Raw genomic sequence first — 21973 nt, forward strand, 5'->3', positions numbered from 1 at the left:
CCATGGGGGGATGAGCGGGAGCGCGGGAGCAGGCGTGGATGTACGGGGCACGGTGACGCCCGGGTTCGAGGCGGTACGGGATGCTTTCGTCCGTAACTTCGAACAGCGCGGGGAACGGGGAGCGGCCGTGGCCGTCTACCGTCACGGGCGCAAGGTCGTGGATCTGTGGGCCGGTACGAGAGATGTCGACGGGGCCGAACCGTGGGCGGTCGACACCGTCCAGGTCGTCCGCTCGGCCGGGAAAGGTGTCGCCGCGGCCGTGCCGCTGCTGCTGCACCAGCGGGGCCAGGTGGACCTGGACGCCCCGGTCGGGACGTACTGGCCCGAGTTCAAGGCGAACGGCAAGGAACGCGTCCTCGTACGCCATCTCCTCGCCCACCGCGCCGGACTCGCCGCGCTCGACGGGACGCTGACGCCCGAGGAGGCCGCCGACGGGACCTCCGGGCCGCGGGCGGTCGCCGCCCAGCGGCCCCTGTGGGAGCCCGGCACCGACCACGGGTACCACGCCCAGACCTACAGCTGGCTCATCGGTGAACTGGTGCGCAGGACCACCGGACGCACCATCGGCCGCTGGATCGCCGAGGAGATCGCCCGCCCGCTCGGCCTGGACTTCTGGTTCGGGCTCCCGGCGGACGAGGCGCACCGGATCGGACGGATCGGCCCCGTCGAGCCGCCCGTGACCGAGCACAACGGAGGCGCCCTGCGCATGCGCCCCAAGCGTTCCGTGGTCGAGGCCTACCGCGACCCCGCCTCGCTCACCCGCCGTGCCTTCGGGGCCATCGACCCCTTCCCCGACGAGAACGACCCCGCCTACCGTGCGGCCGAACTGCCCGCGTCCAACGGTGTCGCCACCGCGCGCGGACTCGCCCGCTGCTACGCCGCGATGATCGGCGAGGTGGACGGCCACCGGCTGTTCGCCCCGGCCACGCTCACCCTCGCCCGCACCGAGGAGTCCGAGGGCCCGGACCGGGTCCTGGTCGTCAACACCCGTTTCGGCCTCGGGTACATGCTCCACGGCACGGCCGCCCCGCTCCTGGCCCCCGGCTCCTTCGGCCACCCCGGCCGGGGCGGCTCGCTGGGCTTCGCCGACCCGGAATCGGGCATCGCGCTCGGCTATGTGACGAACGGCCTGCAGAAGGGAGTCACCGCCGACCCCCGTGCCCAGGCCCTGGTCAGGGCAGTACGTTCGGCTCTATGACTCCTTCTCCCGCCGCTTCTTCTCCTGCCGCTCCTTCCGCCGCGCGCTTCGACGGGTACGCCGTACTCCTCACGGGCGCCGGCCGGGGCATCGGCGCGGCCACGGCCCACCGGCTGGCCGCCGAGGGCGCGGCCGTACTCGTCACCGACCTGGATGCCGGCCGGGCCGCTCACACCGCGAAGGAGATACGGGAACGGGGCGGCACCGCCGAGTCCCTGGCCTGCGACGTGGGCGACCGGGCCGCCGTCGAGGCGGCTGTCGCCCACGCGGTCACGGCCTTCGGCCGGCTCGATGTCCTGGTCAACAACGCCTACGCCAACCATGAGGACGCTCCCCTCTTCGAGGACGAGGCGGACGAATCCTGGGACCACACCCTCGACATCACCCTGACCGGCCCCTACCGCTGCTCCCGCGCCGCGCTGCCGCACCTGGTGGCGTCCGGGCGGGGCGCGATCGTCAACATCGGCTCGGTCAACGGGGAACAGGACTTCGGCGGCCACGCCTACAGCGCCGCCAAGGCGGGCCTGTCGAGCCTGACCCGGACGCTGGCCGGTCACGCGGGCCCGCGCGGGGTACGCGTCAACCTCATCGCCCCCGGCACGATCCGCACGGAGGCCTGGGCCGGCCGGGACGCCGAACTGGAGCGGGCGAGCGCCCTCTACCCGCTCGGCCGGCTCGGTGCCCCGGACGACATCGCGTCCGCCGTCGCCTTCCTCGCCTCCCGCGACGCGTCGTGGATCACGGGGACGACGCTGCGGGTGGACGGCGGACTGCTCGGCGTCAACACGGGCTTCCGCAACGCGTTGTCGCAGGTCGGGGAAACCCGCTAGCCGGGGCGGTGTACCGCGTCCTACCCTCCCTCGATGATTGATCACGGATTCTCGGACCGGACCGGCCGGCGCGTCACCCTGCGCGAGGTGGACAGCGGCAACTGGCGTGCGGTGGCCGATGTCGCCCCCCTGGACAGCCAGCGCGACCATGTCCCCGCGCTGGCTGCCCGGTACCTCCTGCTGTCGATGCGCGAGGACACCTGGCACTCGCTGGCCGTCCACGCCGGCGACCCGGCGCTCGGGCACGTGATGTGGGCCCGGGACGACGACGGCTCGTACTGGATCGGCGGGATGCTGATCGACGGCCCCGAGCAGGGCAAGGGCATCGGGCGCGCGGTCATGCGCACGCTCACGGCCTGGCTCGCGGAACAGGACGGCTGCGAGGTCGTCCGGCTGTCGTACGCCCCCGGCAACACCGCCGCCGCCACGCTCTACACCTCGCTCGGTTTCCGGCCCACGGACGCCGTCGAGGACGACGAGGTGGTCGTCGAACTGCCCGCACGGGACGCGGGTGTCGGACCCGTGTGACAAAGTGACCGGCCCTGGAGGAAGCGGTGCTGAAGACACGGGGTGACGTCGATGGGTGACTTCTTCGAGCGGATCGTCGATCTGGAGGCGACCGGCGAGGAGGCCGGGCCGCTCGCCGCGCGGATGGTCGACTGGATGGTCGGCCAGGGGCTGATCACCCGTGAGCTGTCCGGCGACGCGATGTACAGCCTGAACGTGGACCTGGGTCATGTGCCCGGCCCCCACTGGGCGCGGGCCGTGGCCGACGCCTCCGACCCGACGTGGATCCCCGCCCCGGTGGCGGTCGTCGTCGGCCGGGACTACCACGTCGGCGGACAGGGCGAGGACACCGCGGACTCGGCGACCTGCCCCCGGTGCGGGACGAGGACCGTGGTCATCGACTATCCGGAGGAGTTCGAGCCGGACGAGGAGGTCTGGCAGCCGTTCCGGGACGGCATCGAGGCCTGGAAGGAGACCGGGGAGGGCACGGCGCCCTGCTCCGCCTGCGGAGTCTCCTCGCCGGTCACCGAGTGGGACTTCGGGTCCGGATTCGACCTCGGCGCGCTCGCGTTCGACTTCTGGGGGTGGCCGCCGCTCAGCGTGCGCTTCCTCGCGGAGTTCCGGAGGGAGCTGGGCCACCGCACGGAGGAGCAGTCGGGGAAGTTCTGAGGCCGCCCCGCCCCGGCCCCGCGGCGCCTCCCCATCTCAACTCGTGTGCAGCATCAGTCCGATGCCCACGACCATCAGCCCGGCGGCCGCGATCCGTGGAGCGCCGAAGCGTTCCTTGAAGAACAGCGTCCCGATCGCGGCTCCCACGATGATCGAGGACTCCCGCAGCGCGGCGATCGGGGCCAGCGGGGCCTTCGTCTGCGCCCACAGGACGAGCGCGTACGCGGCGAAGGACAGGCTCGCGCCCACCAGTCCGCGCACCATGAACGGGGAGAGCTGCGCGGCCAGTTCGGCGCGCCGGCGCGCGTACGTGTACATCGGGATCGCCACACCCTGCACGATCATCAGCCAGGCGATGTAGCCGAGCGGTGTCCCCGAGGCGCGCACCCCGACCCCGTCGACCGTCGTGTACCCGGCGATCGCCAGACCCGTGGCGAGGGCCGCCAGGATCGCGGGCCCGTGCGGCCGTTTCCCGGAACCGCGGATTCCCCACAGGGCCAGCCCGACGAGCCCCGCCGAGGCCACCGCGACGCCCGCGGTCGCCCAGGCGTCCGGGCGCTCACCGAGGAAGAGGGCGGCCAGGACCGTCACCACGAGGGGGGCCGTGCCCCGGGCGATCGGATACATCTGGCCGAAGTCGCCCAGCGTGAACGACCGCATCAGCAGCACCATGTACGCCACGTGCAGGCCCGCGGACAGGAACAGGTACGGCCATGCCCCGGCCGCCGGGAGCGGTACGAAGCAGGCCACGAGAGCCCCGATCAGCGCCCCGCCGCCGGAGATCAGGGTGAAGGACAGGAGCTGATCGCGTATCGCGTGCGCGATCGCGTTCCAGCTGGCGTGCGTGATCGCGGCGGCCAGGACGGCCGCCGCCACCAGCGGGGTCACGCGGTCCGCTCGCGCACGTCCACCAGCGTGCCGCCCGCGTACTCGATCACGCGCTTCGGGTCGAGCGGGAAGACGGTGTGCGGGGTGCCCGCCGCGGCCCACACCACCGCGTGGTCGAGCAGGGCCCGGTCGGCCAGGACCCGGGTCCTCGTCCCGTGGCCGAAGGGCGGTACGCCGCCGATCGCGTACCCCGTGGTCTCCCGGACCAGGTCGGCCCCGGCCCGCTTGACCTTTCCGGCGCCGAGCTCGCTCCGTACGCGCTCGACGTCCACCCGGGACGAACCGTCCATCAGGACGAGGACCGGGGCGCCGTCCGCCTCGAAGATCAGCGACTTGACGATCTGGCTGAGCTCGCAGCCGATCGCCGCGGCGGCCTCGACCGCGGTGCGGGTGGCGTCGGGGAAGCGGCGTACCTCGACGTCGAGACCCAGCTCACGCAGGGCTTCGGCGAACCGGGGGTGGGCGTCGGACGAGGTCGCGGTGGGGGTCATGTCGGATGTGCTCATGCCCGGCACGCTACTGAACGGCCCGGCTCCCGCACCAGGCAGTTCCGGTCCGTCCCCGCCGCGGCGGGGACGGAACCTGACCGGGGCCCGGTCAGGAACCGGCCCGCAGGACCGCCGCCACCACCGGGCCGGCCGCGTCGCCGCCGTGGCCGCCGGACTGGACGACGGCGGCGGCCGCGAGGTCGTTGCTGAAGCCGGTGAACCAGCTGTTGGACGTGCCCTGCCCGTCGACCTCGGCCGAGCCGGTCTTGGCGCCCTTGTCGCCGCGGACCGAGGACATGGCCCCCTTGCCGGTGCCCCAGGAGGCGGTGGCCCGCATCATGTCGTTCAGCTGCCGGGTGACGTTCTGCGACAGCGAGCGGGAGGCCACGGCGAGCTGACGGTCGTCCAGGTCGCGCGGCACGATGACGGGCTGGCGGAACGTTCCGGTGTGGGCGGTGGCGGTGATGGACGCCATGTTGAGCGCGTTCATCTGGACGGTGCCCTGGCCGATGTACTGCTCGGCCGCCGCACCGCCGGTCTCCTCGGGGACGCTTCCGTCGACGGACGTGATGCCGGTCTTCCAGTCGAGGCCGATCCCGAAGACGTCCCGGGCTTCCTTGGCGAGTGCGGCGTCGTCCTTGGTGTCGTCGATCAGTTTGATGAATGCCGTGTTGCACGAACGGGCGAAGCTGGTGGTGAACGTGTCGGTGGGCGGGAGTGCGAAGTTGTCCAGGTTGTGGAACGTCCGGCTCTGCCAGGTCGCCTCCTTCGGACACTCGACCGGGCTGTTCGCCGAGACGAGGCCCTTCTCGATCAGCATCGCGGCCGTCACGATCTTCATCGTGGAACCAGGAGCCTGCTCGCCCTGCATCGCCGCGTTGAAGCCGGTCGCCGGGTTGTTGGCCACTGCGCGGATCGACCCGGTGGACGGCTTCACGGCGACCACCGACGCCCCGCTGAACTGCTTGACCGCCTTCTCGGCCGCCGCCTGCGCGCCGGCGTCGAGCGTCGTCTGCAGCCGGCCGGGCTTCCCCTTGGCGAGGGTCAGCAGCGTCGTGTCGGGAAGCTGCGCGTCCGCGGGCTCGATCCAGGTCTCTATGCCCGGAGAGCCGCCGGTGCTGTCGCCGTACTTCTCGCGCAGGCTGTCCAGGATCGGCCCGAGCGACGGGTACTTCTCCTTGTCGAGCACCTTGCCGTTGTGGTCGACGGCCTCGATCGCCGCCGTCGAGGACTCGCCGGTCTTCAGCGAGGCGCCCTCGGTCAGCTGAGGGTGGATCACCGTGGGCAGCCAGTCGACGAGGGCCTTGCCCGTGGTCAGGCCGCGTACGACGGTCAGCTCGGAGGTGTACGACCAGGGCTTGGTCTTCCCGTCGTACGACACCGTGGCCTTCACCGTGTACGGGACCTTCGTGCCGACGGCCGGGCCCGGAGTGATCACCGCTCCGGTGACGTGTGCCGCCTCGCTGTAGCCGGTCAGCAGCGGCTCGGCGATGTCCTTGTTGTTGGTGAGCTGGGCGGCGGCCGTCGCGTCGCCGGACGCCCACGCCTTGAGGAACCCCTTCGCGGTCTCCTCGATCTCGGACTTGCTGGGCGGCCCCGTGTGCACTTCGGAGGACGCGGACGCGGACTCCGTTCCGCCGGCCTCGCCGCCGCCCAGCACCACGTTGTACACGCCGTAGCCGAGTCCTCCGGCCACCAGCACGAACACCCCGCCCACAACGGCGACTTTCGCTCCACTGCGCATCTGTGCAGTCCCCTCCCCAGGAGTCCCCCTTGAACGTGTTCAGGGGGGTCCTCGGCACTGTACGGGACCCGTGTGACGGCTGAGGAGGTTGTTATCGGACCGCGACGATCTGGGCGAGAGCGCTCTCTCGTCTTCTCACACCCAGCTGTCCAGCCACATCCGGTCTCGCCAGGAGTTCTCCGGAAGCGATGTCCCCGTGTAGAGCGGCCAGAAATAGACGAAGTTCCAGACGATCAGCAGCACCAGCACGCCCGCCGCGATCGCCCCCAAGGTCCGTCTGCGCTCACCGGTCGGATCACCGGTGCTCAGGCCCAGTTCGCGCTTGGCCCCGGTGCCGGCCGCCGGGCCCAGCAGGGCGCCGATCAACATCGTCACCGCGAGACACAGGAACGGCACGAACACGACCGCGTAGAAGAGGAAGATCGTCCGCTCCTGGTAGAAGAACCAGGGCACCCAGCCCGCCGCCACACCGCACGCGATCGCGCCCGCGCGCCAGTCGCGGCGGAAGAACCAGCGCCACAGCACGTACAGCAGCGCCACGCACCCCGCCCACCACAGCAGCGGGGTGCCGATCGCCAGCACCTCGCGGGCGCACTTGCCGGTCTCCGACGCGGCACAGCCCGTCTTCTCCTCGTAGAAGTACGAGACGGGGCGGCCCAGCACGATCCAGCTCCACGGGTTGGACTGGTACGTGTGGCCCGAGGTCAGGCCGACATGGAACTCGTACACCTGGTTCTCGTAGTGCCACAGGCTGCGCAGCCAGTCGGGCAGCCAGGTCCAGCTGCCGCCCTTGCCCTCGGTGGCCGCCCAGTTGCGGTAGTAGCCCTTGTCCGTGACGATCCAGCCGGTCCACGAGACGAGGTACGTGCCGATCGCGACCGGCACCGTCGAGACGAACGCGGGCAGCAGGTCCCGCAGGACCACGGCCCGGTACGGCTGCGCCGCACCCGCCGTGCGCCGCGCGCCCACGTCCCACAGCACCGCCATCACACCGAACGCGGCGAGGATGTACAGCCCGTTCCACTTGGTCGCGAAGGCCAGGCCGAGCATCACGCCGGCGGTGATCCGCCACGGGCGCCAGCCGAGGCGGAGCGTTTCGGCGACATGGGTGTCAGGGCGCAGCACCCCGTCCTCGTCGACCGGCAGCGCGGCGGCCAGCCTGCGGCGGGCCCAGTCACGGTCGATGAGGAAGCAGCCGAACGCGGCGAGCACGAAGAACATGAGCACGAGGTCCAGCAGGGCCGTGCGGCTCATCACGAAGTGCAGCCCGTCCACGGCCAGCAGCGTGCCCGCGAGACAGCCCAGGAACGTCGAGCGGAAGAGCCGCCGGCCGATCCGGCACAGCATCAGCACCGAGAGGGTGCCGAGCAGCGCCACCATGAACCGCCAGCCGAACGGTGTGAAGCCGAAGATCTGCTCGCCGAAACCGATGATCCACTTGCCGACCGGCGGATGCACGACGTAGCCGGGGTCCACCGGGATGTCCACCGAGGACGGGTCCTTGAGGATCAGCTTGTCGACGTCCTTGGGCCAGGCGCCCTCGTACCCCTGGTTGACGAGCGCCCAGGCGTCCTTGGCGTAGTACGTCTCGTCGAATATCACCGCCTTCGGGCTGCCCAGGTTCCAGAACCGCAGCACTCCGGCCACCAGTGCCACCAGGAGCGGCCCGCCCCAGGCGGACCAACGGACCAGGTGGTTCGCCAGGGTCGGGGGCACGGCGAGCACGTCCCAGAACTGGCCTCCCGGGCGGGTGTACGGCGGAATCAGCCGCTCGCGCAGCCCGGTTCCCGGCCGCGGGGAATGGCCGAAGCGGCGCAGCCGCTGCTGCCAGGAAGGCGGCTGGTCGCCGGCGTCGTTCCCGGCGTCGTGGCCCTGCTGGGCTTCGGGCGCAGTACTCGTCACCGCGCCATCGTAGGGAACGCATCTGTGCGAGTGGTGCCGCCCGTGCTGGGAGGATGGCCGATGTGACTGGAACGACTGGAACGCTCGTACTCGCAGGGACCCCCATCGGCGACGTGGCGGACGCCCCGCCACGCCTCGCCACCGAACTGGAGACGGCCGATGTCGTGGCCGCCGAGGACACCCGGAGGCTGCGCCGGCTCACCCAGGCGCTCGGCATCCATACGACGGGGCGTGTCGTCTCCTACTTCGAGGGCAACGAGTCGGCGCGTACGCCGGAACTCGTCGAGGCACTGGTGAACGGCGCGCGTGTCCTGCTGGTGACGGACGCCGGAATGCCTTCCGTCTCCGACCCCGGGTACCGGCTCGTCGCCGCGGCCGTGGAGAAGGACATCAAGGTCACCGCGGTCCCGGGCCCGTCCGCGGTGCTGACCGCGCTCGCGCTGTCCGGCCTGCCGGTCGACCGGTTCTGCTTCGAGGGCTTCCTGCCCCGGAAGGCGGGCGAGCGGCTGGGGAAGCTGCGCGAGGTCGCCGGGGAGCGCCGGACGATGGTCTTCTTCGAGGCACCGCACCGGCTGGACGACACCCTGGCCGCGATGGCCGAGGTGTTCGGCGCGGACCGCAGGGCCGCCGTGTGCCGTGAGCTGACCAAGACGTACGAGGAAGTGAAGCGCGGCCCGCTCGGCGAGCTGGCGCAGTGGGCGGCCGAAGGGGTGCGCGGCGAGATCACCGTGGTGGTCGAGGGCGCCACCGACACCGGGAACGAGGGGCTGGACGCCGCCGAGCTGGTGCGCAGGGTGCAGGTGCGCGAGGAGGCGGGGGAGCGGCGCAAGGAGGCCATCGCGGCGGTCGCCGCCGATGCGGGCCTGCCCAAGCGAGAGGTGTTCGATGCGGTCGTCGCGGCAAAGAACGCGGCCAGGACCGGCCCCGCATAGGGCAAAGGACTAACCTGAAATGTAAAGCCCGAGCCGCGTACCCGGCCCCCAGTCCATGGATGGGCCAAGAGCGTTCCAACACTCGGCAGACCTGGTGCGTTGCCGCCGGGAAAGGCGTCCACTGGAGGGTGGAACGCACCTCCCGGAGTGCTTGTCCGGAGTGCTTGTCCAGCGGACAAGAGGAGCAGGCATGAGTGACATCGCAGCAACCACCGTGCACGAGGCGTACGCGTTCGCCTGTATGAGGTGTGGGTACGGCTGGGAGCAGGCTTACGAGATAGAGCACCACGTGGACGGCTCCGGCAACGCGTACGTGGTGTACAAGGCGGACGGGGAGCGCGTCCCCTCGCCGCTGTCCACTCCGACGTGCACGAACTGCGGCGGCCACGTGGTCCGCATCATGCGGGCCGGCCGGGTCTCCACCGTGCAGCAGCTGCTCCGTCAGCAGCCCGCGCACCCCGAGAAGACCGTCGAGGAAGAGCCCGTACCCGCCGCCGTACTGGCACCGGGCACGGCAACGCACCACTGGCAGCTCTCGGATCTGCTGCATCCCTTCCACCGGCGGTGAGGCCGGGCTCATGCCCTCGTAGAGTCGTGGGCATGAGCCGTACGGAAGCCCCGCCGCTGCCCGAACCCCTCCGGGTTCCTGTCGCCGATTCGCACACCCACCTGGACATGCAGGACGGAACCGTCGAGGAGGGCCTGGCCCGGGCCGCGGCGGTCAATGTGACCGCGGTCGTCCAGGTCGGCTGCGACGTGAAGGGCTCGCGCTGGGCCGCCGAGACCGCGGCGGCCCACGCGTCCGTGCACGCCTCCGTCGCCCTGCACCCCAACGAGGCGCCCCGCATCGTGCACGGGGACCCGGACGGCTCGGCGCGCCAGGGGGTCCGGGAGCCGGGCGGCAGGGCGGCACTGGACGAGGCGCTCGCCGAGATCGACGCACTGGCCGCCCTCGACCACGTACGCGGCGTCGGCGAGACCGGGCTCGACTACTTCCGGACCGGCCCCGAGGGCATGGCCGCCCAGGAGGAGTCCTTCCGGGCCCACATCGAGATCGCCAAGCGGCACGGCAAGGCCCTGGTCATCCACGACCGCGACGCGCACGCGGATGTGCTGCGCATCCTCGCCGACGCGGGCGCACCGGAGCGGACCGTCTTCCACTGCTACTCCGGTGACGCCGACATGGCCCGGATCTGCGCGGCGGCGGGGTACTTCATGTCCTTCGCGGGCAACGTCACCTTCAAGAACGCCCAGCCCCTGCGCGACGCCCTGGCCGTCGCTCCGACGGAGCTCGTCCTCGTCGAGACGGACGCGCCCTTCCTCACCCCCGCCCCGTACCGCGGACGGCCCAACGCGCCCTACCTCATTCCGGTGACGCTCCGTGCGATGGCCGAGGTGCGGGGGACGGACGAGGACGCCCTGGCCGCCGCGGTCTACGACAACACGGCACGCGCGTTCGATTTCTGACGGACCCGGACGCAGCCCGCTCCGCCACGCTGTGCGGTCATACAACTGTGGACAGTGACCGAAGCTCCGCTATCGTCCCCGCGCAACGGGTCGGCCGGCCGGAACTCCTGGAGCGTCGTGGGCCATTCGCAGGGCAGTCATCGCGCACCACGCGCCGGTCGTCGGACGAAGGAGGTCCCGGCCCCGGCAGCACCGCGCTCCCTCCACGAGGAGAGGACGATCGTCGCCGGAATGTGGCCGGGCGCCCTGCCGGTGCACGACCCGACGGTGCTCGACACGCCTCTGGTGCCCCGGCAGACCACACCCCCGGACCTGACGACGGGGCGCAGGGCCGCCGCCCGGCGGGCAGCGGCCGCCAGGCACCGGAGCGCCCCCGAGGGCCTGCAGGGGCTTCTCACGCAGGCTCTGGTCGTGGCCGTCCTGGCCGGCGGCACCTCCGCGTTCCTCGCCCAGGACAAGGCCATCGAGCTCAGCATCGACGGCCAGCCGCGCACCGTGCACACCTTCGCGGACGACGTCGGTGAACTCCTGGACGACCGGGGCGTCACGGTCGGCGACCGCGACCTCGTCGCACCGGCCCCCGGCACCGGGCTCGACAACGGCGACGAGGTCGTCGTGCACCGCGGGACCCGGCAGGCAGCGGGGGGCGGGCCCCGGCCCCCGCAGCGGCCGTAGGCTTAACGGGTGAGCACCACAGAGCCCGACGCCCTCCTGGGCCCCGCAGACATCCGCGAGCTGGCCGCAGCACTGGGCGTACGCCCCACGAAGCAGCGCGGCCAGAACTTCGTCATCGACGCCAACACGGTCCGCAGGATCGTCCGGACCGCCGAGGTGCGGCCCGACGACGTGGTGGTCGAGGTCGGGCCCGGCCTGGGTTCGCTGACCCTGGCCCTGCTGGAGGCGGCCGACCGGGTCGTCGCCGTCGAGATCGACGACGTGCTCGCGGGTGCGCTGCCGGCCACGGTCGCTGCCCGGCTCCCGGGGCGGGCCGACCGCTTCGCCCTGGTCCACTCGGACGCGATGCTCGTGACGGAACTGCCCGGCCCCGCGCCCACCGCGCTGGTCGCGAACCTTCCGTACAACGTCGCCGTACCGGTCCTGCTCACCATGCTGGAGCGCTTCCCCACCATCGAGCGGACGCTCGTGATGGTGCAGGCCGAGGTCGCCGACCGGCTGGCCGCCTGGCCCGGCAACAAGGTCTACGGAGTGCCGTCGGTCAAGGCCAACTGGTACGCCCACGTCAAGCGCGCCGGATCCATCGGGCGCACGGTCTTCTGGCCCGCGCCGAACGTCGACTCGGGGCTGGTCTCCCTGGTGCGGCGGTCCGAGCCGATCAGGACCACGGCGAGCAGGGCCGAGGTCTTCGCCGTCGTCGACGCCGCCTTCGCCCAGCGCCGCAAGACGCTGCGCGCGGCCCTCGCCGGGTGGGCGGGCTCCGCGCCAGCCGCCGAGGCCGCCCTGGTCGCCGCGGGAGTCTCGCCGCAGGCACGCGGCGAGGCGCTGACGGTCGAGGAGTTCGCCGCCATCGCCGAGAACAAGCCGGAGCCCTCCGCATGACCCACAGCGTCACCGTCCGCGTCCCCGCCAAGGTCAACGCGCAGCTCGCGGTGGGCGCGGCGCGCCCCGACGGCTTCCACGACCTGGCCAACGTCTTCCTCGCCGTCGGCCTGTACGACGAGGTCACCGTCACCCGCGCCGAGGCCCTGTCCGTCACCTGCTCGGGCCCCGACGCCGCCCAGGTACCGCTCGACGCCACCAACCTCGCGGCCCGTGCCGCGATCGCCCTGGCCGAACGGCACGGCGTCGCCCCCGATGTGCACATCCACATCGCCAAGGACATCCCCGTCGCGGGCGGCATGGCGGGCGGCAGCGCCGACGGGGCAGCCGCCCTGCTGGCCTGCGACGCCCTGTGGTCCACCGGCTCGACCCGGGAGGAGCTGCTCGCCATCTGCGCCGAACTGGGCAGCGACGTGCCGTTCAGCCTGGTCGGCGGGGCGGCCCTCGGGGTAGGGCGCGGTGAACAGCTGACCCCCGTCGACGTCGGCGGCACCTTCCACTGGGTCTTCGCGGTGGCCGACGGCGGACTCTCCACCCCCGCGGTGTACGGCGAGTTCGACCGGCTCACCGCCAATACGCAGGTGCCCGGGCCGACGGCATCGGCCGCGCTCCTCGACGCGCTGCGCGCCGGGGACACCGCCGCGCTCGCCGGCGCCCTGAGCAACGACCTCCAGGCCGCCGCCCTCTCCCTGCGGCCGTCGCTGGCCGACACCCTGGCGGCGGGCACCGCCGCGGGCGCCCTGGCCGCGCTGGTCTCGGGGTCCGGGCCGACCACCGCGTTCCTGGTGGCTGACGCGGAGTCCGCGGAGAAGGTGGCCGACGCGCTTGTGACGTCGGGCACCTGCCGCAGCGCCCGGGCCGCTGTGTCCCCGGCGCCGGGGGCGACGGTTCAGCGGCAGTAGGGGGAGCGGTCGCAGGAGCGGCGAACACGAGCCGCTGCCGCTCCGCCCGCCCCGTCAGCCGAGCTTCAGGGTCTTCTTCGCCAGCTCGTACGCGGGAAGCATCTGCTGGTGCTCCTCGGAGTCCAGCCCGCCCAGGTGCACCACGACCGGGCCCTCGGGCGTGGTGACCGCGAAGGCGCGCTCGGTCTTCGGCTCGTCCAGCAGCTCGCTGTTCACCGTGTAACCGACCTCGGCGGCGGCCAGGGAACCGGCCTTCGTCTGTGTGTACGTCGCCTCGGACGCGTTCGGGTCGTCCGCCACGAACGCCTCCAGCACCTTTCGCGGGTCTCCGTCGGAGGGCTTGCCCTGCCAGACCCGGAGGTAGCCGATGTTCCCCGCCGGCTTCGCGTCGATCTCGCAGACCATGGTGACCGTGCCCTGCTCACCCAGCGCCGCCAGGTCGGAGCCGGGCTCGACCTCGACGGCCGCCGGCTTCCAGTCCGCGGCGAGGTCGAAGGTGACGGGCAGCGCGCAGGGCGAGCCGGTGCCGCCGAGAGTGACGCCCTTGGCGACGGGCTCCGCCGCATCCGTGCCGGCGCTGTCCGCCGAGTCCGTCGCCCCGCTCGCCGGCTCCGTGCCTGACGAGCCGCTGCCGGACGAGGAACAGCCGGCCAGTGCCACCGCCGCCAGGACCGCCACAACCAGCGTCCGTACCGCACCGCGCATCATGAAGTCCCCACCCCAGAGATGATCCGAACCGCTCCGACCAGGGGTTCTGTCCCATGATCGATCGCCGCACGCTATCGCACCTCCCGCGGCGACTACCCTGGGACGTCGAGCGTACGTAGAGCGGTCCCCGACGCTGGGATCCCCGAAACAGGAGTGAAATGGCCGTCAATCTGGTCAATGTCGAGCAGGTCAGCAAGGTGTACGGCACCCGTGCCCTGCTCGACGGTGTATCCCTCGGGGTGTCCGAGGGCGACCGGATCGGCGTCGTCGGCCGCAACGGCGACGGCAAGACGACGCTCATCCGGATGCTCGCCAAGCTGGAGGACGCGGACACCGGCCGGGTCACCCACAACGGCGGACTGCGCCTCGGTGTCCTCACCCAGCACGACTCGCTCGACCCGAAGGCCACCATCCGGCACGAGGTCATCGGTGACCTCGCCGACCACGAGTGGGCGGGCAGCGCCAAGATCCGCGACGTCCTCACCGGCCTCTTCGGCGGGCTCGCCCTGCCGGGCTTCGAGCACGGCCTGGACACCGTCATCGCGCCGCTCTCCGGCGGCGAGCGGCGCCGGATCGCGCTGGCCAAGCTGCTCATCGGCGAGCCGGACCTGATCGTCCTCGACGAGCCCACCAACCACCTCGACGTCGAGGGCATCTCCTGGCTGGCCGGCCATCTGCGGACCCGGCGCTCCGCACTCGTCTGCGTCACCCACGACCGGTGGTTCCTCGACCAGGTCTGCACCCGCATGTGGGACGTCCAGCGCGGTTCGGTCCACGAGTACGAGGGCGGCTACAGCGACTACGTGTTCGCCCGGGCCGAGCGGGAGCGGATCGCCGCGACCGAGGAGTCCAAGCGGCAGAACCTGATGCGCAAGGAGCTGGCCTGGCTGCGGCGCGGCGCCCCCGCCCGTACGTCCAAGCCGCGTTACCGCATCGAGGCGGCCAACGAACTGATCGCCGACGTGCCGCCGCCGCGGGACACCAGCGAGCTGATGAAGTTCGCCAACGCCCGCCTCGGCAAGACCGTCTTCGACCTGGAGGACGTGACCGTCCAGGCCGGACCCAAGACCCTGCTCACCCACCTCACCTGGCAGCTCGGCCCCGGCGACCGGATCGGCCTGGTCGGCGTGAACGGCGCGGGCAAGACCTCCCTGCTGCGGGCGCTCGCCGAGGCGTCCCGTACGCAGGGCGACGCGCAGCCGGCCGCCGGGAAGGTGATCGTCGGCAAGACCGTGAAACTGGCGTACCTCTCCCAGGAGGTCACCGAACTCAACCCGAACCTGCGGGTGCTGGAAGCGGTTCAGCAGGTACGCGACCGGGTCGACCTCGGCAAGGGCCGCGAGATGACCGCGGGCCAGCTCTGCGAGCAGTTCGGCTTCTCCAAGGAGAAGCAGTGGACCCCGGTCGGCGACCTGTCCGGTGGTGAGCGGCGGAGGCTGCAGATCCTGCGTCTGCTGATGGACGAGCCCAACGTCCTCTTCCTCGACGAGCCCACCAACGACCTGGACATCGAGACCCTCACGCAGCTGGAGGACCTCCTCGACAGCTGGCCCGGGTCGATGATCGTGATCTCCCACGACCGGTTCTTCATCGAGCGGACCACGGACCGGGTGATGGCGCTCCTCGGCGACCGGTCGCTGAGGATGCTGCCGCGCGGCATCGACGAGTACCTGGAGCGCAGGCAGCGTATGGAGGAGGCGGCCACTCCGTCCGCCGCCGCGTTCGCGCCGAAGACCGCCGCGGCCGAGACCGTTTCGCCGCAGGCGGCGCGTGCGGCGAAGAAGGAACTGCAGAAGGTCGAGCGGCAGCTCGACAAGATGTCCACCAGGGAGACCGCGCTGCACGCGCAGATCGCCGACAACGCCACCGACTTCGGGAAGGTGGCCGAACTCGACGCCGAGCTGCGTGAACTGGTCGCCGAGCGCGATGTGTTGGAGATGCGCTGGCTCGAACTGGCCGAGGACGCCTGACCGCAGGGGCACGGCGGGAGGTGCGGCGCAGGTGGGGCTGCAGGGGTGCGTGGGGCTGATGGTAGAAAGAAGGCCCGTGCGAATCGTTGTGACCTTGCGGTAGCCGTACCGCTCGAAGGGGGACGTGCCGAATGACCCAGCCGCCCGGCCAGCAACCGCCGCAGGGAGGCTTCGGGGCACCGTACGATCCCCCGCCGGGTCCGCAGCCAACGGCGTCCGCGCCGGGGTACGGCTACCCGCCCGCACCGGGTGCGCAGCCGGGGCCCTATGCCCAGCAGCCCGGACCGTACGGGCAGCAGCCCGGCCCGTATGCCCAGCAGCCGGGGCCCTACGTCCAGCAGCCGGGGCCCTACGTCCAGCAGCCCGGACCGTACCCGCAGCCTCCCGGGCCGGGCTCCGGCGGATCCGGGTCCGGGCGCGGGCCGTTCAAGGGCAGGTCCGCACCGGTCATCGGGGCCGTGCTCGCCGTGGTGCTGCTCGTCGGCGGAGGCGTCTGGTTCGCCACGAGCGGCGACGGCGGGAGCGGTAAGCAGCCCGTCTCGGGCGGCGGCACCGGGAAGCCCAGCGGCTCGCCCACGACGGGCAAGGAGGACGGAAAGAGCAACGCTCCGACCGCGGCCGGCATCAACGCCAAGCGCAAGCCCGGCGAGGCGAAGGTGCTGTGGATCCGGGAGAGCGGAATCGACCTGCCGCAGTACGGGGACGAGCAGTACGGCCCCTGGTTCGCGGGCGACACGGTCGTCAAAGGCATCTTCCGCTCGGTCTCCGGCTATTCGGTGGCCGACGGGTCCGAGAAGTGGACCCTGAAGCTGCCCACCGATCTCTGCGCGGCACCGACGCTGCCCACCGCCGACGGCAAGATCGTCGTCGGCATCGAGAACAACGTGTCGGAGCAGGAGGCGGAGTGCTCGGTCCTGCAGATGATCGACCTGCGCACCGGTAAGGCGGGCTGGAAGAAGACCGTCGACCGCACCGACATCCAGGACGGGCTGTCGCACGTCGCGATGTCGGTCAACGGGGACACGGTGACCTTCGGACGGACCGGCAACACCGACGCGTTCCGCATCAGCGACGGCAAGAAGCTGTTCGGCAAACGGGAGGGCCTCTGCCAGCCGTTCGCCTTCACGAGCGGGCCCCGGATGATCGCCGCCGTCAGCTGTCAGGCCGAGCCCGTCGACCCCGTACGCCAGCAGGTCCAGGAGGTCGACCCGGTCACCGGAGCGGCGAAATGGACGTACGAGGCCAAGGCGGGCTGGAAGGTCGCGCACGTGTACTCGTCGAGTCCGCTCGTCATCTCGGTCAAGAAGGACGAGCAGTGGGCGGTCGTCATCCTGAACGAGGACGGCACCTACCGTTCCCAACTGGTCGCCGGCACCGAGAACTACACCGCGAGGTGCACCGAGGAGTCCGTGGAGGAGGGCAGCAACCTCGACGACTGCGTCGGGGTCGCGGCCGACAAGGAGCGGCTCTACCTGTCGACCGAGTCCGAGAGCACCGAGAAGGCGATGACCAACAAGGTCGTCGCCTTCGACCTCGCCACCGGCCGGACCGCGTGGCAGGCGCCCGCACCGGACAACCAGGTCATGTGGCCGCTGCGCATGGAGGGCACCGACGTGCTGATCCACGTCAGGGCCACGTACAGCAAGGGCGGCGGGCTCGCCCTGATCGCGCCGACCGGGGGAGAACCGAGGACCCTGCTGAAGCACCCGGCGTCGGGAGCCGCGACGGAATCCCTGATCTTCGCGCCGAAGGCGGCCTACGCGGGAGGCCGTTCCTTCGTCCTGCCGGGCCGGATCAGCTCGGACGACGACGAGGAGGAGAAGGCGCAGACGGCCCTCATGGTCTTCGGCAGGTGAGGGTTCTGTGTGCCTCCGCGCGGGAACGTCACGCAGGGGCACCGCGCAAAAAGTGCAGGGTCCGTGAAAGACGCCCGCTACGGGGCAAGTTGACGCAACGTCTGTGACGGCTGTCCCGAACGGCCCGGGCATGCGCGTAACGACGGCATCACGGGCCGGTTCTCCCTTGGGAACAGGGGGTGGACCGATCCTCTGTTCGACGTCGGGCGGGTGGTACAAAGAAGCCCCGCTCGACTGTCGTAACGCCGCGGAAGCCATGCCCGATTCGCTCCTTTCCGAGGGGAATTCAGCCCATCGGAATCGCGGGGGAGAACGAACCGGGCACCGGACCGCACCGCACGAAGGGGGACGTGCTGATGACCCAGCCGCCCAGCCAGCAACCGCCGCAGGGAGGCTTCGGGGCTCCGCAGGAGCCGCCGCAGGGAACTCCTCAGCCGCCCCAGAACCAGCCGTCCCCGCCCCAGACGCCGCCGCCCGCCGCCCCGCCCCAGATGCCGCCGGCCCCTCCGCAGACGCCGCCCCCGGGCGGACCGGGCTACGGCTACCCGCAGGCACCGGCCGACGCCCCCGGCTACGGCTACCCGCAGGCGCCGGGCCAGGCCCCGGGCCCGTACGCCCAGCAGCCCGGTCCGTATGCCCAGCAGCCCGGCCCCTACGGCCAGCAGCCCGGCCCGTACGGCCAGCAGGCGGGCCCGTACGGCCAGCCGACGCAGCCCGGCGGTTACGGCTACCCGCAGCAGCAGTACCCCGGCGCGCCCGCTCCCGGCGGCTCCGGGGGCAACCCCTTCAAGGGCAAGCCCGCGATGATCATCGGCGCGGCCGTGGCCGCACTGCTGGTCGTCGGCGGGGGCGTCTGGTTCGCCACGAGCGGCAGCGACGACGAGAAGAAGCCCATCGCCGGGAAGAGCACGGGGCCCGCCGGGCCGACCGACTCGCCCACCGTCGACGAGGGTGACGGCAACGGCGACGGCCGCGAGGTCGACGACGACCTGAACGCCGGGCGCAAGCCCGGCGAGGCGAAGGTCCTCTGGCTGACGACGAACGACGTCGACCTCCCGCGCAACGGCGCTGACGTGTACGGCCCGTGGATCGTCGGCGACACGGTCGTCAAGGGCATGTACCGCACGGTCTCCGGCTACTCGGCCGCCGACGGCAAGCAGAAGTGGACCCTTCCGCTGCCCGCGGACATGTGTGCGGCGCCCGGTACGGCCACCACCGACGGCAAGATCGTCATCGGCGTGAAGAACGGCACCACGGACAAGGCGGACTGCTCGGTCCTGCAGATGATCGACCTCAACACCGGCAAGCCCGGCTGGAAGAAGGCGATCACGAAGAACAGCACCTGGGACCTGATGTCCGACATCGGCCTGGCGATCAGCGGTGACACCGTGACCGTCGGCCGCACCAGCAACTCCAACGGCTACCGGGTCAGCGACGGCAAGGAGCTGTTCGGCAAGCAGGCGGGCAACTGCCAGCCGTTCGCGTTCGCCGGCGGCCCCAAGCTGATCGCGGCGTCCAGCTGCCGCACCGACGACCTGGACAACCCGCAGCACCAGGTCCAGGAGGTCGACCCGGCCACCGGGAAGCCCAAGTGGACCTACAAGCCCCAGCGCGGCTGGGAGGTCGACAAGGTCTACTCGGTGAGCCCGCTCGTCGTCTCGCTGACCCAGCGGAAGGAGAAGAAGTGGTCCATCCTCGCCATCAAGGAGAACGGCACGCTCCGTTCCCAGCTGGTCGGCGACAAGGAGGACAAGTTCTCCGTCGACTGCGGCCACGACTTCGCGATCTTCGGTGAGCAGCTCGAGGGCTGCACCGGTGTCGCCGCCGACGCCAACACCTTCTACATGGCGACCGAGGACGACACCAGCGGCACGAGCCGCACCAACAAGGTCGTCGCGTTCAACCTGAACACCGGCAAGCCCAAGTGGAAGGCGGCGGCTCCCGCCGAGCGCGTCATGAAGCCGCTGCGCATGGAGGGCGGCAACGTGCTGCTCTACCTGGAGGCCACGTACGACAAGGGCGGGGCGATCGCGACGCTCGCACCCGCCGGCGGCGCGCCCAAGGTGGTACTGCAGCACCCGGACTCCACGACCCGGATCGAGAGCTCCTTCTTCACGTCGAAGATCGCCTACGCGGGCGGCCGTTCCTTCATCGTCAGCGGACGCGTCAGCGCCTCCAACGACGAGGAGGAGAAGGCCCAGAAGACGATGATGGCCTTCGGCAAGTGACGGACCACGACGGCACCCGAGGGACCCGGCTCTCCCGCCGCACCCGCAGCCCCTTCTCCACAGACTCCTCGAAGGTACGTACGCCATGACGCAGCCGCCCCAGCCGCCCAACGAGCCGCCCCAGGGCGGATTCGGCGCCCCGCAGGACCCGCCTCCCGGCGGGTTCGGCGCGCCGACGCCGCCCCCCTCCGACGGCTTCACCAAGCAGCCCCCGGCCGCACCGCCGGCCGCACCGCCGACCCCGCCCGCCGGCGGATACGGAAGCCCGCCGCCCCCGCCCGCCGGTGGCTACGGTGCTCCGCAGCCGCCCCCCGGTGGCTACGGCACCCCCCAGACGCCGCCCGGCCAGCCGCCGCAGAACCCCGCGTACGGCTACCCGCAGGCCCCGCCGCCGGGACAGCCCCCGGCCCAGCCCGGGTACGGCTTCCCGCAGGGGCCGCCCGGACAGCCCGGCATGCCCCCGCAGCAGGGGTACGGCTACCCGACCGCACCGATGCAGCCGCAGTACCTGGCACCGCAGCCGGGCGGCAACGGCGGCAAGAAGTTCAGCACCCAGATGCAGATCATCGTCGCGGCGGTCGTCGCCGTGGTGCTGATCGTCGGCGGCGGAGTCATCTACGCCTCCAGCAGCGGTGACGACGGCGGCAAGAAGGACGAGGCGTCCTCGGCCGGCACCACCGGCGGCGAGGGCAAGGGCGGAGAGGGCAGCGGACTCGGCGGCGGCAGCGAGAAGGCGCCGGCCGACATCAAGTCCAAGGTCGGCTTCCAGCTCCCCCAGCCGAAGGTCACGGACACCACCACGGTCACGGGCTCCTGGCTCACCGACAAGGCGTTCGTGAAGACCGGTGTGTACGAGATCGCCGGCTACGACCCGGCCAAGGGCACCAAGCTCTGGTCCATCCCGCTGCCCGGTCAGCTCTGCGCCGCCTCCCGGCACATGAGCAAGGACTACAAGACGGCCATCGTCTTCGAGGAGGGCAAGCCGACCAAGGCGGACAAGTACCCGTCGTGCAACCAGGTCGGCGCCCTCGACCTGAACACCGGCAAGCTGATGTGGAGCAAGTCGGTCACCTCCAGCTCCAGCGGTGACGAGCCCATCAGGTTCACCGAGGTCACGCTCAGCGGAACCACGGTCGCCGCGGGCGGCACCAGCGGCGGCGCGGCGTTCAACCTCGCCACCGGCGCGGAGCTGTGGAAGCCGAAGACCGACACCAACGGCTGCTACGACAAGGGGTACGGCGGCGGCGAGGCCCTCGCCGTGGTCCGCAAGTGCGGTACCTACGACGCCCCGCAGCTCACCATCCAGGCGCTGAACCCGGCCACCGGTGCCCCGCTGTCCTCGTACAACATGCCGGCCGGTGTGGAGTACGCGAGCATCGTCTCCACCAAGCCGCTCGTCGTCGCGGCCGATGTCGGCGACACCGCCGGTGACGGCAGCGGGATCTCGGACTTCTTCTCCATCAACGCGGCCACCGGCAAGCTCATCGTCCGGATCTCGGCCGACGCGGACAAGTACGCCGGCCGCTGCGGTTCCACCGAGGTCGAGACGTGCCAGTCCCTGGCCGTCGGCGGCAACAAGCTCTACGTGCCGACCGAGGAGCACGAGGGCGGCGGCGAGTACGGCGACACGAACGAGATCGTCGCCTTCGACCTGGCCACCGGCAAGCTCGTCGGTGGCAGGGCGGACGCCGGCGACCGCTACACGCTGACCCCGCTGCGCATGGACGGCACCAACGTCATCGCGTACAAGGAGCCCCCGTACGACAAGGGCGGCCAGATCGTCTCCATCGACGGTTCCACCTTCAAGCAGACCGTGCTGATGGAGAACCCGAGCGACGAGGCGGTGCGCGACGCGGAGACCGGGTTCAGCGGGTACTACGCCGAGTACATCTACGACAAGGGCCGGCTGTTCATCTCCGAGAAGATGATCAGTGAGCCCCGCGAGAGCACGCTGGACGACAAGCAGTACCTCGTCGTCAGCTTCACCACCGGCTGACCCGTCCGCGGGTGAGCAGCGGCCCTGCCGGTTGATCATTCAGCCGGCAGGGCCGATCGTTTTCTGTCCGGCAAGTAGCCCTGAATGACGCAGAATTCGGCATTCTGGGGGGCTTCTGCCCTGTAAGGGGC

At 71.4% G+C, this 21973-nt stretch carries 19 protein-coding genes; 14 read left to right on the forward strand and 5 right to left on the reverse strand.

Features of this window, described 5'->3' with window-relative positions:
* The first annotated feature begins 34 nt into the window (after positions 1 to 34).
* The 4 genes from ACFQ6X_RS13570 to ACFQ6X_RS13585 are packed head-to-tail and all read left to right on the forward strand — an operon-like array spanning position 35 to position 3204.
* Complete coding sequence (locus tag ACFQ6X_RS13570) at positions 35 to 1198, forward strand: serine hydrolase domain-containing protein (RefSeq protein ID WP_383180836.1); 1164 nt, start codon at positions 35 to 37, stop codon at positions 1196 to 1198.
* Positions 1195 to 2028: an SDR family NAD(P)-dependent oxidoreductase gene (locus ACFQ6X_RS13575; protein WP_383180608.1), complete on the forward strand. Its 834-nt coding sequence runs from the start codon at positions 1195 to 1197 to the stop codon at positions 2026 to 2028. The genes ACFQ6X_RS13570 and ACFQ6X_RS13575 overlap by 4 nt, the downstream gene beginning before the upstream one ends.
* Before the next feature lie 33 nt (positions 2029 to 2061).
* On the forward strand, positions 2062 to 2556 hold the full coding sequence (locus tag ACFQ6X_RS13580) for a GNAT family N-acetyltransferase (RefSeq protein ID WP_383180611.1): 495 nt from the start codon (positions 2062 to 2064) through the stop codon (positions 2554 to 2556).
* A 51-nt stretch (positions 2557 to 2607) separates the two neighbouring features.
* Entirely contained in the window at positions 2608 to 3204 is a 597-nt protein-coding gene (locus tag ACFQ6X_RS13585; RefSeq protein ID WP_383180614.1) for a hypothetical protein, read from the forward strand.
* A gap of 36 nt (positions 3205 to 3240) precedes the next feature.
* Here the strand turns inward: ACFQ6X_RS13585 and ACFQ6X_RS13590 are convergent, their stop codons facing one another.
* The 4 genes from ACFQ6X_RS13590 to ACFQ6X_RS13605 all read right to left on the reverse strand — a co-directional run bounded on the left by ACFQ6X_RS13590 (position 3241) and on the right by ACFQ6X_RS13605 (position 8226).
* Positions 3241 to 4092, reverse strand: a complete 852-nt coding sequence (locus ACFQ6X_RS13590) for an EamA family transporter (protein WP_383180617.1) — start codon at positions 4090 to 4092, stop codon at positions 3241 to 3243.
* Positions 4089 to 4598, reverse strand: coding sequence for a YbaK/EbsC family protein (locus ACFQ6X_RS13595; protein ID WP_383180620.1), 510 nt, complete (start codon positions 4596 to 4598; stop codon positions 4089 to 4091). The genes ACFQ6X_RS13590 and ACFQ6X_RS13595 overlap by 4 nt, the downstream gene beginning before the upstream one ends.
* Positions 4599 to 4689: 91 nt before the next feature.
* Entirely contained in the window at positions 4690 to 6324 is a 1635-nt protein-coding gene (locus ACFQ6X_RS13600; protein WP_383180623.1) for a penicillin-binding transpeptidase domain-containing protein, read from the reverse strand.
* Between the two features lie 135 nt (positions 6325 to 6459).
* Positions 6460 to 8226 (reverse strand): dolichyl-phosphate-mannose--protein mannosyltransferase, encoded by a 1767-nt coding sequence (locus ACFQ6X_RS13605; protein WP_383180626.1) that lies wholly within the window; start codon positions 8224 to 8226, stop codon positions 6460 to 6462.
* A 53-nt stretch (positions 8227 to 8279) separates the two neighbouring features.
* Here ACFQ6X_RS13605 and rsmI point away from each other — a divergent pair, with 53 nt between their 5' ends.
* The 6 genes from rsmI to ACFQ6X_RS13635 all read left to right on the forward strand — a co-directional run bounded on the left by rsmI (position 8280) and on the right by ACFQ6X_RS13635 (position 13084).
* Positions 8280 to 9158, forward strand: coding sequence for a 16S rRNA (cytidine(1402)-2'-O)-methyltransferase (gene rsmI, locus ACFQ6X_RS13610; protein ID WP_383180629.1), 879 nt, complete (start codon positions 8280 to 8282; stop codon positions 9156 to 9158).
* 190 nt (positions 9159 to 9348) lie between these two features.
* Complete coding sequence (locus ACFQ6X_RS13615) at positions 9349 to 9726, forward strand: hypothetical protein (protein WP_383180632.1); 378 nt, start codon at positions 9349 to 9351, stop codon at positions 9724 to 9726.
* A gap of 32 nt (positions 9727 to 9758) precedes the next feature.
* Entirely contained in the window at positions 9759 to 10625 is an 867-nt protein-coding gene (locus ACFQ6X_RS13620) for a TatD family hydrolase (RefSeq protein WP_383180636.1), read from the forward strand.
* 117 nt (positions 10626 to 10742) lie between these two features.
* Positions 10743 to 11300 (forward strand): ubiquitin-like domain-containing protein, encoded by a 558-nt coding sequence (locus tag ACFQ6X_RS13625; protein ID WP_383180639.1) that lies wholly within the window; start codon positions 10743 to 10745, stop codon positions 11298 to 11300.
* A 9-nt stretch (positions 11301 to 11309) separates the two neighbouring features.
* On the forward strand, positions 11310 to 12182 hold the full coding sequence (rsmA, locus tag ACFQ6X_RS13630; RefSeq protein WP_383180642.1) for a 16S rRNA (adenine(1518)-N(6)/adenine(1519)-N(6))-dimethyltransferase RsmA: 873 nt from the start codon (positions 11310 to 11312) through the stop codon (positions 12180 to 12182).
* Entirely contained in the window at positions 12179 to 13084 is a 906-nt protein-coding gene (locus tag ACFQ6X_RS13635) for a 4-(cytidine 5'-diphospho)-2-C-methyl-D-erythritol kinase (protein WP_383180645.1), read from the forward strand. Before rsmA ends, ACFQ6X_RS13635 begins: the two co-directional genes overlap by 4 nt.
* Positions 13085 to 13138: 54 nt before the next feature.
* Here the strand turns inward: ACFQ6X_RS13635 and ACFQ6X_RS13640 are convergent, their stop codons facing one another.
* The gene (locus tag ACFQ6X_RS13640) at positions 13139 to 13792 is read right to left on the reverse strand and encodes a lipoprotein (RefSeq protein WP_383180648.1); all 654 of its coding nucleotides are present in this window, start codon (positions 13790 to 13792) and stop codon (positions 13139 to 13141) included.
* 158 nt (positions 13793 to 13950) lie between these two features.
* Between ACFQ6X_RS13640 and ACFQ6X_RS13645 the strand changes: the two genes are divergently transcribed.
* The 4 genes from ACFQ6X_RS13645 to ACFQ6X_RS13660 all read left to right on the forward strand — a co-directional run bounded on the left by ACFQ6X_RS13645 (position 13951) and on the right by ACFQ6X_RS13660 (position 21842).
* Positions 13951 to 15762, forward strand: coding sequence for an ABC-F family ATP-binding cassette domain-containing protein (locus tag ACFQ6X_RS13645; protein ID WP_383180651.1), 1812 nt, complete (start codon positions 13951 to 13953; stop codon positions 15760 to 15762).
* A gap of 131 nt (positions 15763 to 15893) precedes the next feature.
* Entirely contained in the window at positions 15894 to 17618 is a 1725-nt protein-coding gene (locus ACFQ6X_RS13650; protein ID WP_383180654.1) for a PQQ-binding-like beta-propeller repeat protein, read from the forward strand.
* Between the two features lie 356 nt (positions 17619 to 17974).
* Complete coding sequence (locus ACFQ6X_RS13655; protein ID WP_383180656.1) at positions 17975 to 19846, forward strand: PQQ-binding-like beta-propeller repeat protein; 1872 nt, start codon at positions 17975 to 17977, stop codon at positions 19844 to 19846.
* 85 nt (positions 19847 to 19931) lie between these two features.
* Positions 19932 to 21842 (forward strand): PQQ-binding-like beta-propeller repeat protein, encoded by a 1911-nt coding sequence (locus tag ACFQ6X_RS13660; RefSeq protein WP_383180659.1) that lies wholly within the window; start codon positions 19932 to 19934, stop codon positions 21840 to 21842.
* Positions 21843 to 21973 lie beyond the last annotated feature (131 nt).

Source organism: Streptomyces sp. NPDC056452 (genome assembly GCF_042796085.1).
Classification (GTDB): domain Bacteria; phylum Actinomycetota; class Actinomycetes; order Streptomycetales; family Streptomycetaceae; genus Streptomyces.

Excerpts from the sequence above, each read along its gene's own strand:
- ACFQ6X_RS13575 (WP_383180608.1), top strand. The coding sequence starts at position 1,195 with ATGACTCCTTCTCCCGCCGCTTCTTCTCCTGCCGCTCCTTCCGCCGCG.
- ACFQ6X_RS13580 (WP_383180611.1), top strand. The coding sequence starts at position 2,062 with ATGATTGATCACGGATTCTCGGACCGGACCGGCCGGCGCGTCACCCTG.
- ACFQ6X_RS13585 (WP_383180614.1), top strand. The coding sequence starts at position 2,608 with ATGGGTGACTTCTTCGAGCGGATCGTCGATCTGGAGGCGACCGGCGAG.
- ACFQ6X_RS13595 (WP_383180620.1), bottom strand. The coding sequence starts at position 4,598 with ATGAGCACATCCGACATGACCCCCACCGCGACCTCGTCCGACGCCCAC.
- ACFQ6X_RS13600 (WP_383180623.1), bottom strand. The coding sequence starts at position 6,324 with ATGCGCAGTGGAGCGAAAGTCGCCGTTGTGGGCGGGGTGTTCGTGCTG.
- rsmI (WP_383180629.1), top strand. The coding sequence starts at position 8,280 with ATGGCCGATGTGACTGGAACGACTGGAACGCTCGTACTCGCAGGGACC.
- ACFQ6X_RS13615 (WP_383180632.1), top strand. The coding sequence starts at position 9,349 with ATGAGTGACATCGCAGCAACCACCGTGCACGAGGCGTACGCGTTCGCC.
- ACFQ6X_RS13620 (WP_383180636.1), top strand. The coding sequence starts at position 9,759 with ATGAGCCGTACGGAAGCCCCGCCGCTGCCCGAACCCCTCCGGGTTCCT.
- ACFQ6X_RS13635 (WP_383180645.1), top strand. The coding sequence starts at position 12,179 with ATGACCCACAGCGTCACCGTCCGCGTCCCCGCCAAGGTCAACGCGCAG.
- ACFQ6X_RS13640 (WP_383180648.1), bottom strand. The coding sequence starts at position 13,792 with ATGATGCGCGGTGCGGTACGGACGCTGGTTGTGGCGGTCCTGGCGGCG.
- ACFQ6X_RS13645 (WP_383180651.1), top strand. The coding sequence starts at position 13,951 with ATGGCCGTCAATCTGGTCAATGTCGAGCAGGTCAGCAAGGTGTACGGC.
- ACFQ6X_RS13650 (WP_383180654.1), top strand. The coding sequence starts at position 15,894 with ATGACCCAGCCGCCCGGCCAGCAACCGCCGCAGGGAGGCTTCGGGGCA.
- ACFQ6X_RS13655 (WP_383180656.1), top strand. The coding sequence starts at position 17,975 with ATGACCCAGCCGCCCAGCCAGCAACCGCCGCAGGGAGGCTTCGGGGCT.
- ACFQ6X_RS13660 (WP_383180659.1), top strand. The coding sequence starts at position 19,932 with ATGACGCAGCCGCCCCAGCCGCCCAACGAGCCGCCCCAGGGCGGATTC.